Source organism: Streptomyces sp. NEAU-W12 (assembly GCF_026242095.1).
Lineage (GTDB): Bacteria > Actinomycetota > Actinomycetes > Streptomycetales > Streptomycetaceae > Streptomyces.
In genome coordinates this window covers 19,948-31,264 of record NZ_JAPJDM010000037.1, presented here as the reverse complement: position 1 = coordinate 31,264, position 11,317 = coordinate 19,948, and the positions used below count along the sequence as shown (strand labels likewise).

General features: G+C 70.3%; 11 protein-coding genes and 1 pseudogene. 6 read left to right on the top strand and 6 right to left on the bottom strand.

Annotated features, from left to right (window positions below; all coding sequences use genetic code 11):
* Positions 1 to 22 precede the first annotated feature (22 nt).
* Complete coding sequence (locus ORI94_RS32535) at positions 23 to 307, bottom strand: hypothetical protein (protein WP_266082300.1); 285 nt, start codon at positions 305 to 307, stop codon at positions 23 to 25.
* A 329-nt stretch (positions 308 to 636) separates the two neighbouring features.
* Between ORI94_RS32535 and ORI94_RS32530 the strand changes: the two genes are divergently transcribed.
* Positions 637 to 1,188 (top strand): hypothetical protein, encoded by a 552-nt coding sequence (locus ORI94_RS32530; RefSeq protein WP_266082299.1) that lies wholly within the window; start codon positions 637 to 639, stop codon positions 1,186 to 1,188.
* Here the strand turns inward: ORI94_RS32530 and ORI94_RS32525 are convergent.
* Together ORI94_RS32525 and ORI94_RS32520 are read right to left on the bottom strand one after the other, a co-directional pair.
* Positions 1,136 to 1,930 (bottom strand): annotated as a pseudogene (locus ORI94_RS32525) (IS5 family transposase). The gene ORI94_RS32530 and the pseudogene ORI94_RS32525 sit on opposite strands and share 53 nt — an antisense overlap.
* A gap of 279 nt (positions 1,931 to 2,209) precedes the next feature.
* The gene (locus tag ORI94_RS32520) at positions 2,210 to 2,491 is read right to left on the bottom strand and encodes a hypothetical protein (protein WP_266082298.1); all 282 of its coding nucleotides are present in this window, start codon (positions 2,489 to 2,491) and stop codon (positions 2,210 to 2,212) included.
* Positions 2,492 to 2,741: 250 nt separating this feature from the next.
* Here ORI94_RS32520 and ORI94_RS32515 point away from each other — a divergent pair, with 250 nt between their 5' ends.
* Together ORI94_RS32515 and ORI94_RS32510 are read left to right on the top strand one after the other, a co-directional pair.
* Complete coding sequence (locus ORI94_RS32515) at positions 2,742 to 3,494, top strand: hypothetical protein (RefSeq protein WP_266082297.1); 753 nt, start codon at positions 2,742 to 2,744, stop codon at positions 3,492 to 3,494.
* Between the two features lie 121 nt (positions 3,495 to 3,615).
* On the top strand, positions 3,616 to 5,058 hold the full coding sequence (locus ORI94_RS32510; RefSeq protein WP_266082296.1) for a hypothetical protein: 1,443 nt from the start codon (positions 3,616 to 3,618) through the stop codon (positions 5,056 to 5,058).
* A 454-nt stretch (positions 5,059 to 5,512) separates the two neighbouring features.
* Here the strand turns inward: ORI94_RS32510 and ORI94_RS32505 are convergent, their stop codons facing one another.
* Entirely contained in the window at positions 5,513 to 5,911 is a 399-nt protein-coding gene (locus tag ORI94_RS32505) for a hypothetical protein (RefSeq protein ID WP_266082295.1), read from the bottom strand.
* The gene (locus ORI94_RS32500; protein WP_266082294.1) at positions 5,911 to 6,186 is read right to left on the bottom strand and encodes a hypothetical protein; all 276 of its coding nucleotides are present in this window, start codon (positions 6,184 to 6,186) and stop codon (positions 5,911 to 5,913) included. The genes ORI94_RS32505 and ORI94_RS32500 overlap by 1 nt, the downstream gene beginning before the upstream one ends.
* 414 nt (positions 6,187 to 6,600) lie before the next feature.
* Between ORI94_RS32500 and ORI94_RS32495 the strand changes: the two genes are divergently transcribed.
* The gene (locus tag ORI94_RS32495; RefSeq protein WP_266082293.1) at positions 6,601 to 7,497 is read left to right on the top strand and encodes a hypothetical protein; all 897 of its coding nucleotides are present in this window, start codon (positions 6,601 to 6,603) and stop codon (positions 7,495 to 7,497) included.
* A 303-nt stretch (positions 7,498 to 7,800) separates the two neighbouring features.
* The gene (locus ORI94_RS32490) at positions 7,801 to 8,421 is read left to right on the top strand and encodes a hypothetical protein (protein WP_266082292.1); all 621 of its coding nucleotides are present in this window, start codon (positions 7,801 to 7,803) and stop codon (positions 8,419 to 8,421) included.
* On the opposite strand, the gene ORI94_RS32485 is transcribed toward ORI94_RS32490, so the two are convergent.
* Positions 8,405 to 10,138, bottom strand: coding sequence for a hypothetical protein (locus ORI94_RS32485; RefSeq protein ID WP_266082291.1), 1,734 nt, complete (start codon positions 10,136 to 10,138; stop codon positions 8,405 to 8,407). The two genes, ORI94_RS32490 and ORI94_RS32485, sit on opposite strands and share 17 nt — an antisense overlap.
* A gap of 339 nt (positions 10,139 to 10,477) precedes the next feature.
* Here ORI94_RS32485 and ORI94_RS32480 point away from each other — a divergent pair, with 339 nt between their 5' ends.
* On the top strand, positions 10,478 to 11,236 hold the full coding sequence (locus ORI94_RS32480; RefSeq protein WP_266082290.1) for a DUF5131 family protein: 759 nt from the start codon (positions 10,478 to 10,480) through the stop codon (positions 11,234 to 11,236).
* The last annotated feature ends 81 nt before the right edge of the window (positions 11,237 to 11,317 follow it).

The following is an 11,317-nucleotide window of genomic DNA, read 5'->3' as shown; positions in this document are numbered from 1 at the left end:
GAAGATATGCACCGGGCTGCTCCTATCGGGCAGGGCGGGAGACGCCGGAGACGTAGGCGCCGATACCGCGCCGCTGGGTGTGGCCGCCGGGAACGAGCTTCGCGTTCGGGGGCAGCGCAGGGACCTTCCTCTTCGCGCGTACCGTCTGGCCGCCGATGAGGTGCCGGTTGTCGATGAGGGCCTCGCAGTCCCGGCCGACGACGTTCTCGTAGGGGCGGTGGCAGGCCCGGCAGTACACCTCAAGCGCGTCCGCGCGGGTGTCGCCGGGGGTGGTGAACGAGCCGCGGAATTCGTCCTGCTTCGCCACCCGATCCTCGACCTACGATCCACACGTGTGCGCGGGTGTCGATCGAGGGCGGCACGGGGGCGGCCGGCGGGGGTGGATTCAGCGGCTCATCGAAGAGGTTCGAGAAGAGCTTCAATTCCAGTTGGTCGCGTACCACCACTGTTGTCACCTGATCGTTCTCCCGATATTTCAGTGGCCCCCAGCGCCAACGCCTCGATGCCATATGGACGGAGTGACAGCCCCAGGCGTTAGAAGCCGTATCTCAACCGAACGTGATCCCTTGATTCCTGCTGGTCAGGCATGGTTTCCCTCGGGTTGAGGGAGGCATCGCGACGTCTTGTATCCGCTTCATGGTCGAGGGGTGCGCGGTGGCGTCGGTGTTGGGAATGCTGGAGGAGCGAGAGGCGGCTGCCCGCGTGCGGGTGGAGGGCTTGCGGGAGGAAGTCGCGCGGTTGGCTGAGGTGTTGGAGGCCGCGGAGATCGAGCTGGACCGGCGGGTGATCGCGCGGGAGGAACTGGTTGAGGCCCTGGCAGTCTCTGCGGCCGAGTCCACTGCCGTGACCACGACCGGGGCGGAGGAGGAAGCGGTGCCGTCGCTCGCGCCGGTGCCGGGCTCGATGGTGCCGCCCTGGCGGGAAGGGCTGCCGGTGACGTTTTTGGCGCCGGACTATCAGCGGATTGTGGGCGTGCTGGAACAGCAGCGGTCCATGGGCCACGGGCCGCTTCGGGCCAAGGAGATCGCGGTGGAGCTGGGCCTCGGAGTGACGCCGGCGAAGGTCGAGGGGCTGCGGTCGAAAGCCCGCCGCCTGGCGGAGCGCGGGTGGCTCCTCCTGGAGGCATCGGGGGCATTCAGTGCCGGCCGGCGGCCCGTGGCCGGGCCAGACGCCGGCTCATCCGCGTGACCATCGACCACCGGATCATCGCCTCGCTGGTGGCGGGCAGGGTCTCGTAGTCCCGGGCCAGACGGCGGGAGTTCATCAGCCACGCGAACGTGCGCTCGGCCACTCACCGCCTCGGCAGCACCACGAACCCTGTCATGTCGTCGGTGCGCTTGACGATCTCCAAGGTCAGAGCGAGCTTGTCCCGGCACCAGCCGACGAGGCCGCCGGTGTAGCCGCCGTCGGCCCAGACAAGGGTGATGTCGCGGTGCAGGCGGCGCAGCCGCCTCAGCAGGCCCGCCGCAGCGTCCCGGTCGCCGATGTTCGCGGCCGTGACCGCGACGGCCAGGAGCAGACCGAGGGTATCGGTCACGATGTGCCGCTTGCGGCCCGGCACCTTCTTCCCGCCGTCGTAGCCGCGTGAGGCGGCCGGCACCGTCGCGGCTGCCCGCACCGACTGCGCGTCGATGATCCCCGCCGTGGGGTCGGCCTCGCGGCCCTCGCGCTCACGGACCTTCCCGCGCAGCCGGTCGTGGAACTCGGCGATCAGCCCGTGCTCGCGCCAGCGGCGGAAGAAGGCGTAAACCCGGCCCCAGGCGGGGAAGTCCGCGGGCATCGCCCGCCAGGAGATCCCGCCCGCGACCAGGTAGCGGATCGCATCCAGCAGCTGGCGGTAGCAGTAGCCCTCGGGCCGTCCGCCCCGCCCCTGAAGCCAGGCCGGCACCGGCAACAACGGCCGGATGGCCGCCCACTCCGCGTCCGTCATGTCCGACGGATACCGGCGCACCCGATCGGGATGATCGGCCGCGTTGCCGTACACATGCGCGAGGCAATCGCACGCCACGGCGGGTGAGTTGAAGCGGGCGGGCTGGGGCGCGTACAACAACGACAACAGGGCCTCCGTGGAACCGCTCGGATGGGGTCGCACCCCCGAGCTACCAGGAGGCCCTGCCTTCATGCGCGTACCGCCGGAAGATCACCCGACCAGGAACTTCGTTCGATCCACACGTTCCAAGATCGGTTGAGATACAGCTTCTCAAGCCACTCAGTTGACGGCTTTGTCCAGGAGCTGAGGGCCAGTGGCGAAAACAAACACCATGACGGCGAAGAGCAGGGCGTGGACGAGGGTGGCGGTTCTGAAGCGCAGAGCGTGCAGGAACCAAGTGGACCCGGCCCCGATGACTGCGGCGACAGCTGCGGCTGTGAGGTAGGAGCGGCTGAAGTCGGCCGGGGCTTCCGCGTCCGGGTCCCACCCCATGAGCCCGACGATTCCAACCCACAGCACGAAGAACGCGAGGGTGTCGAGGACGAGCAGAACGAGGGTCATCGCAGTCTCAGTCCCGACGGACTGGGGCTTCCCATCGGCTTCCTTGGTCATGTACCCCTGTGCTCCGTAATTCTCGGTATCAGCGACGGGGCCCCCGGACGGACCGGGGGCCCCGCACAAGTGCGGCTTGGCAGGCTACTTCAGTCCACGTTCCAAGGCGTCGGCGTAAAGCCGGGCTCCGGAGGTCTTGGGGTGGAACGTGAATCCGGACGCTCTGCAGGAGCCGCACGCGCATGCGTGTGCGGAGGCATTGGCCTCAACTCTGGGCGGGAAACTCCTCTACAGCCCCGGAACAGCCGCCCGTGAAGTGCTGCTCGCCGCAGGCGCTCGCGTCGCAGCGGCCACCCACCGGCCTCTGGTCGTCATCGATGACGAAGTCCTGCGCGAGGACACGGCCGACTTCCTGACCGTCCTTGGGCTCAACGAGAATGCGGCCCACTTCCTCACACCCGCCCAAGCTGTCCGATGGCTGCCCCAACTCGGCCCTCAGAGCGTGCTGGCCATCAACCGCGAAGAGGACCACACCGCGCACCTCTTCGTCGGCCGTGCCCCCGACGACCGAGTTGCTGCGTGGCAGTCACCGGTGTACTGGCTCAGACTCGCCCACGAGCTGAACAGCACCTCCTCGCCCCTCATCGTCCCTGCGCCGCCCCAGAAAGCAGCAGCCCACGACGACGGGGTCGGCTCTCTGACTCGAGCTGCCAGCCGACTCGCCGAACACCACCGGCTGCTCGGCCGGGGAATGGCCCCACTCCCGCAGTCACTGCAGCCCAACCCCGCGGGTGCCCTCGGAGAAATCCAGTTCGATGAGTGGGCGCAGCAGTTCGCCGAAATTGCACGGCAGTCGCAGAGCCGACTGGCAGAAGCGGAGGCTGCTTTGCAAGAGCGGCAAGATCTCCCCGAAGCGCCCGACCGCAGGAACAACGACCTTCCTGGACCGCCGGCACAGCAGCCAGGCGAACAACACAACCAGGGGCCCACCGGCCCTGCACCCGGCCTGTAGGGCGGACAGTAGCCGCGACCGTGAACAGGACACGACGAGCCCGGATCGGATAGTGCCCGCCGGACCCTAGCTTTCGAAAACCGCGCGGGCCCACGCCCGGGGGGCGGTTACCGTGTCCGCCATGAGCACGTCCGGCCCGAGCGCCGCCCCGATCCCGCTGCACATCGCTGGCGAACCGCCGGCGCCCCCGGCCCCCGACGTGATCGGCACGTCCGCCGGGGCGGGCCGTCGGCCCGACCCTGCGGTGCGGCCGGGAGTGGTGGACTGGGCGGCGCTTGGGGTGGAGCCGCGGTGGAGGAATCAGGAGACGGGCGACTGCGCGGCCATTCTGTCCCCCTTCCTCGGACCCGCCACCGGCCTCGAGCCCTACAAGCGCTACGTCGCGGGAACCCGGCAGCGAGGTGAGACCGCCCTCGTCGTCGCCTGCACCGGCGCGGGCACACGCAGCCACAACGTCTTCACCGGCACCGTCGCTCCCGGCATCCACCTGCCCCACTACTACGGTTCGATCTCCGCCAACCCGCTCCCCGTCGGCGTGAGTCCCGAACTCGCCGACGGCCTGGACCACGCCGAACACGACCTCGGTACCCAGCTGCTCAACTGTCCCCCGGACACCTGGTTCCGCCTGACCTACCTCAGGGAATCCAAATCCTCGCGCCCCGGAGTGGCCAGGGTGTGGCCGCCGCCGGGGGAGGGGGAGCTGCGCCCGATCCTGGTCGACGGCCTCGGCGCCCCGGTGGCGGGGGTGTGGACGCCGGCGGACGGCAGTGCCCGGTGGTTCGTGGTTCCCCACGGCACCGACCACCGGCTGCTGGTGAAGTGGCTGGTCCAGCACGCGCTGCCCGCGTACGTGCCCGGCGCGCTGACCCGCGCCCGCTCGCCCCTGGTGCGCGACCCGGCCCTCGCCACCGACGCCGAAGCCCGGCTGGTCGAGACGATCGCCGAGGAGCGGCGCGCCCACGAGCGGCGGCACACCGAGCTGCAGCAGCAACTCGCCGCGCTGCGTGCCGTGGCCGATCCGCTGCGCGACAACCTGCTGTTCGGCACCGGCCGCCCGCTGGAGGACGCGGTGCACGACGTCCTCGTGGCGGCCGGCGCCACGGTGACCCGTCTCGACGACGTGTACGGCACCAATTCGGCGGACCTGCTGGCCGAGTATGGCGGCCGCCGAGTCCTGGTCGAGGTGAAGTCGGCGAAGAACCGGTCACCGCACACCCTGCCCGACAAACTGCTCAAGCACCTGAGCACCTGGCCCGGTCTGACCGGGACCGAGCCTGTTGACGGCGGCGTCCTGGTGGTCAACCACCAGATCAAGCTCCCACCCGCGCAGCGGGACGCCGAGGTCTACACCGACCGCGCGTTCGCCGACGCGCTGACCGTACCGGTGATCGGCAGCGACCGTCTGTTCGACTGGTGGCGCCACGAAGACTGGGATGCCGTGCGACACGCCGTCTTCGGAGACACCGGTGACACCGGCCTCGCGCAGCCTCCCGAGATCGCCGTGCCGGATGCCGATCCGAAGGCGCCCGGGCGGCCCGGCCTGCTCTCGCGCCTGCGCCGGTAGCCAGCAGACGCCCGAGCACGACGGGCCGCCACGTCAGACCTCTTCGGCGTTGAGGATGACCGTCGCGGGGTCGACCCAGGTGTAGCCGCCCGCCAGCACGTGCAGGTGTCGGACAACCGGAGCCACACGGCCAGCTAGAGGCGCCGTTGCCATTTGCGGTGGGCAACGACAACACCTGCCCACGACACTGCGCAGCCTCATGATCGGGTAGGCGCCACTCCTCGGGGAGCTCATACGACAGCTGGTGCAGGTAGGGGCCGACCAAACATCAGACGAGCGCACGCGTCCGCGGCGGTCTACGGCCGCGAGCGATCTGCTCCCGGCGGAGCAGCATCGGGCCCACCGCAGGGCAGACGGCGGGCCACACCCGGGGCAGTGCGGCGGTCGCGACGGCAAGGCATCTGAGCCGCGCCCCAGGTGGGCGACCGTCTTGTGCCGCTAGCGTGGCGGACGGCTACTGGTCGGGGTGGACCGCTTGAACGCCGGTGCCCGCGTAAGCCTTCGGCGTCAAAGTGAGCAGGTACCGTCCGGCGGGATGAGTGGCGGAGGGGCGGGCGGCGTGGATGGCGTGGACGGCGGCCCAGGAGTGCCCGAACCGCAGCAGTTCAGTGGCGGTGACCGCGGCGTCGGTGTCGAACGCCTCGATCCGGATGAACCGCAGCCCTTTGATGTAGCCGAGCAGGCCCGGCCGCTCGGCGTCACCGGCCGTCAGCGACAGCACCGGCGCATACAGGTCACCGAGTCCTCCGGAGGCCTGCACGTAGAACGCGGCGACGGCCTCGTTGAACGGATCCTTCGGGTCGTACAGCGCTGCAGCGGTCGTGTGGTCCAGGACGACCGCGATTCCCGCCACTACGCGGCCGCCCGCGGACCGTGCGCGACGCCGCCCAGGCGCTCCAGCAGCGCCCGGGCCTTCGCCTCGGCCTCCGGGCTCGGCGCGCTGCCGAGGGCGGAGGCGAGCTCGGCGCGGGCCAGCTCGGCACGCTCGGCGTACTCGGCCTGCGTGGGCGTGCTCTGCGCGAGGTCCTCCACCAGGCTGCGGATGGTGGTGCCGTGCTCGGCCGCCAGCTGGGCGAGCCGGTCCCGCGCGGCCGTGCTCACCTTGATGCTCGTCTCGTCTGCTGCCATGTTCCTCACTCTACCGCTTCCCTCTACTGCTGGTAGAGGAATGCCCGTAGGCGCCCCTGCGCGCACGCACTATGCGGGGTCGGGGCACGCCGTCTGCACACACCCGGTACGCGAAATGTGCGCTTGAGGTGCGGGCTCAGGGCTCGGTGGTGCTGCCTCAATGGGCCGCCTGGTCCCGGCGCTGCTGGCACGGAAAGGAGGAGGCCCGGGTCCGCTCGGCCTGCGCTCTCGGCAGTAAATGGTCGGGCTCGCGCCACACCGGACGTCGGACCAGCGTGCTGGCCGTGTGTCCGGCCCGTACCGCGAGGAAGATGGACAGAGGGCTCCCGTCCCGTGTAACCCCCGAGCCGGGACGGGAGCCTCCAGCCGCAGGTGGCCTACCTGAGTCCGGTGGCACACGGCACCATGCTCTCCATGAGGGACCAGCGAGCTGAAGAATTCGCGCGGTGCGCCGTCGTGCTGGCCGCGGAGTTGCGCGAGACACGACACGACGGCGCGGCGGCCGCCGACCCCGAGGAAGCGGATCCTTTCGCCGCTCCCGCCCCGACAGGTGATGATCCCTTCGCTCCGTCGATGGCCGGCCGGGAGGGCGTCTTCGATCAGGCACTGTCCAACGCCCTGGCTGCGATCGTCACTTCGGAGTGGCCGGGCGAGGAAGCGGACCGCAAGGGACGTGTCCGGTCGGCCAGCGCGCTGCTCAAGCTGATCGAGGAACACGTGCCCGCCACGGGCGGCATCGTCCTCGTTCCTGACAAGCACCCGTTGCCGGAGATCCCCCAGGGCGACACGGACTCGCTCTTCCAGGCGCCGCGACTTTCGTCGCACACCCGGATCGATGTGCGCACGCTCCAGAACGGCATCGAAGCCAGTCAGGCAGCCCGCCACGGCCGCGGTGCCGGAGGTTTGCAGCGCCGCCACATCGAGGCCCTGCTGGCCCTCGACGGTCACCGGAGCCTCGGCGTGATGGGAGAGGAACAGCAGGACCGGATCCAGCAGATCGCGCAGGAAGAGGACACGGCTTCCCAGAAACGAGCTGCCGAATACCTCGAACACATCGGCGGGGAAGAAGCCACCCGGCGCGCCGAGAACGTGACCAACCCCAACGCCTACCACCCGAAGCACAACCCCGGCGGACACGACCTCGACACCTGCCCCGTCTGCGGGCACGAGACGTTCTGCGTCGAGGGCCTCGACCCAATCTTCGGCCGGGTGGGGTACGGACAGTGCCTGGTGTGCACCTACATCCGCACCCCGGGCGCCGCAGAGGACGAGGCCTTCACCGAACATCTCCGGTCGATGGACGACGAATGATGCCCTCAAGCACGCCGAGCCGCGTCCCTTCGGCTGCCAGCCCTCACACCGCACCCGAACCGGGACCCGGCAGACCGGTGCCGCAGCACCGTGACCCCGGCGGGACGACTGTCGTTGTCCTGGCTGGTGCCGCCTCTTTGCCCGCGCTGGTGACGGTGCCCGGCCGAGCGCCGCGTCAGCCCACGACCGACGCGGACAGGTAGGCCCCAGACGCGCCGCGTCACTCACAGCGCCCCGCCGTGGCGGCACCGGCCGCCCAGCAGGCGCCGGATCGTGGGACCGGCCGCAAGGGACGGCACGGCCATGACCCCCACCTACCCCCGTAAACGACCCCAGCGGCGCAGCGAAATCCCCCACGGCCCGCAGCAGACCACGGGCCTGCAACAGATCCGCGACACCCTGCCGCACGCACCCGAACCCCGTACGGTCGAGCCCGCCCCGCGCCCGGCGGGCGAGAGCGTGCCACCGGAGCTGCCGGCCCTGGTGGCCCACCACTGCCGCCGCATCAACGCCTACCTCGTCCGCGCCCAGCACCTGCAGACCCTGCACGGCGATGACATGAGGCAGTGGCAGCGCCTGGTCCTGTACGCCCTGACCGACGGCCTCGCCCACAACCACCTCCTGGTCGGCACCCTCGCCGCCTACCTCCAGCGCCAGGACCTCGACGCCGACCTGCTGCGCCGCTACCTGCAATCCCCCGACCCCGACCGCTACATCACCCGCGAAGCAGTCCAGCACCTCGACGGCCTCACCGGCGCCGTGCCTGAGGAAGCGGCCGAGCCGGTCTGGACCGCCATCGGCAGACGGATCGCCGCGACGGCGACTGACGACCCGCTCCCAGGCCACACGGCCGCACGGGACGACTCCCGTCGGCATGCAACAGCGGAGGGCTTTCTTGCGCACGGCCTCAGCGGGGTTCGGTGAAACCGGGCAGCTCCAGCGGCACGGGAGTCCACCCGCCGCCGGGTGCGGCATCGCGTAGCAGGTGCCGGAAGCACTCGCCGCCGACGGGCCGTACGGTGACCTCACAGCCTTCGCCGCGCCCGGCCTCCAGCGCAGCCAGCGCCCGCCGGCCGTCTTCCTCGTCGACGGTGACGTGAGGATGGTAGAAGCGCACCGGGCCCAGCTCCAGGTGCCTTCCGCCGAGGGTGAGAGCGAACGCGGCGATACTGCCCCGCACGGCGTGGGGCTCGCCGCTGAGCAGGGACCGCAGCGTGGGGGAGTCCTGCCCGTTCAGGGTGAAGCGGGCTCGGGTCAGGAACGGGGAGGCCACGCAGTGTCCCTGGATGAGCAGGCGCGCCATGCGCAGGGCGATCCGGTCGCTGGGGGTGAGTTCGTCCGGAATGGGAAAGTACTGCTCACAGTGGCGCTGCACCGCCTCCAGGTCCTCGATGTAGCTGCGCAGCTGGGCCGCCTCCTGGCGCGCGGCCTCGGGGCGCGGCGGCAGTTCGCCGCTGCCGATGGCCCCGGCGCTCGCCCGGACCTCGAAGGCACCGCCGGCCGCGATGCGCTCATAGATCCGCAGCAGACGCAGCCCGGCCGCGGGCTCCAGCTTCTCCAGCGAAAACGTGAACCGCACCGAGGCCGAAGCACCGGACGCCGCAGGGATCATCAGTTCCAGGCTGCCACCCGCCAGATCCACCCTGACGGACCGGCCTACACTGCCCCGCCCCACATGCGCCAGCATCCCCGGGTAGCAGGCGGTGACGTGCTCGCCGTCGAGGAAGGCCACCTCCACCGCCGTCTCGGCCAGGGGAACCTTGTCCGCCGGCTGCCACCGCACCTCGACGTCCCGGTGCTCCCCGGACAGCCAATCCGGCCCGCTGACCGTCAGGCTCTCCACCGCCCCGCGCGGCAGCACCACTTCCTCCGGCAGCCCGAAACCCAGGCTGCGCCGCACGGCCTGGGCCAGATTGGGCGTCAGAGGGCCGTTGCCCGTCAGGGTGATTTCCACGGGGGAGACCTCGTGTGCCCGCGGGTGCTTGGCCCGCAGCGTGTGCACCACCGTCTTGCCCTGGCGGGCGAAGTCCACCGTCCAGTGGTCGTCCAGCCCGTCGGCCTGCTGCCCCAGCGCCGTCACCCGGGCGCTCACATCCCGCACCCCGTCCATGAGCAGCGCCCGCTCCTGCCCGTAGACCTTCGCCGCCTCGAACAGCTGATCCCGGGTGAAGGAGGCTTCCAGATCGGCGTGTGTGGCCAGCAGCCCGTCCAGCTTGGCCCGGTCCCACACCCCGACCCGTACCGCCTGCCCGGCCGCCAGCGAGGTGACGAACTCCCGCTCCGCCGTGGTCAAGGTGCACGGCACCACCAAGATCCACTCCCATGGCTGGTGCTGCAGAGCCCGCGCAAATGACTGCCTGATCGACTTGCGGCGCCCTTTGTGCGCTGTGGTCGGGAAACCGTCCGGGTAGTACTTCAACTGGAAGATCCGCACCCTCGATCTGTGGGTGACCTTGATGTCGATGCCGTCGTCCCCGCCGCGCCCGTTCACCGCCTCCACACGCGCTGTCGCGTCGTACACGCGGTGCACCAGCGCTTCGACGATCCGGTCGAACCCCGGCTGCCCGACCCGGTCCCACTCCACCGCCACAACCGGCCCCCTGCCCTCGCAGACACCCCAGGCGATGATCCCACCCGGCACTGACACCCCCGCCGGCGCGGCGCCACGCACCGATGCCGGGCCGAACCGCTCAGACCGGCGTGCTCGGTCGTCCAACGGCATCACCCTCCCCTGCCAGGACTGTACGAAGCCTCCTTGGCACGCTGCACGTCACCCCGCAGGAGCCTTGGACGGACGCAGGGCAGGCCGACGGCATTCGCCATGGGAATGATTGTTCGATTTTAGTGTTTCCGGGAGCATCTCCGGTGCCGGATGATTGGATGCCGGTATCCGGTGGTGCGGCACTTCGTTGGCAGGATGAACGGGCCACGCCTGCACCACGGCTAACGGGCTCGGTTCAAAAGGATGGAGGGCCGGCCGGTGAGTGATCGCAGCGCGATCGAGTGGACCGAGGCGACGTGGAACCCGACCACGGGATGCGACCGTGTCTCGACGGGCTGCGACAACTGCTATGCGCTCGCGCTGGCCAGACGGCTCAAGGCGATGGGATCGGCGAAGTATCAGGCCGATGGGAATCCGCGCACCTCGGGCCCGGGGTTCGGGCTGACGCTGCACCCGGGGGCACTGAACGTCCCCTACGGGTGGAAAAGCCCGCGCACCGTGTTCGTGAACTCCATGAGCGACCTGTTCCACGCCCGGGTGCCGCTGGACTACGTACGCCGCGTCTTCGAGGTGATCGCCGACACCCCCCAGCACACCTACCAGGTCCTCACCAAGCGCGCCCGGCGCCTGCGGCAGGTCGCCGACCGCCTCGAGTGGCCGGAAAACCTGTGGATGGGCGTGTCGGTGGAGAGCGCGAAGGAACTGCCCCGCGTCGACGACCTGCGGCAGACCCCCGCAGCGGTGAAGTTCCTCTCGTGCGAGCCCCTGCTGGGCCCGCTGCACGGCCTGGAGCTGTCCGGCATCGACTGGGTCATCGCAGGAGGCGAATCAGGCCCCGGCCACCGGCCGCTCGAGGAAGCCTGGGTCACACACATTCGCGACACCTGCCAGCAGGCCGAAGTGGCCTTCTTCTTCAAGCAGTGGGGCGGACGCACACCGAAGGCCGGCGGCCGCGAACTGGAGGGCTGCACCTGGGACGCCATGCCACAACGAGTCCTGACCCTGCCCGCGCACTGAGGCTGAAACCACCGACCCCACCGCCCTGCCCCGGGATCCGCAGCGGCCGTGCGCCACAGTCCGCCCGGAAACCGGCTCCCT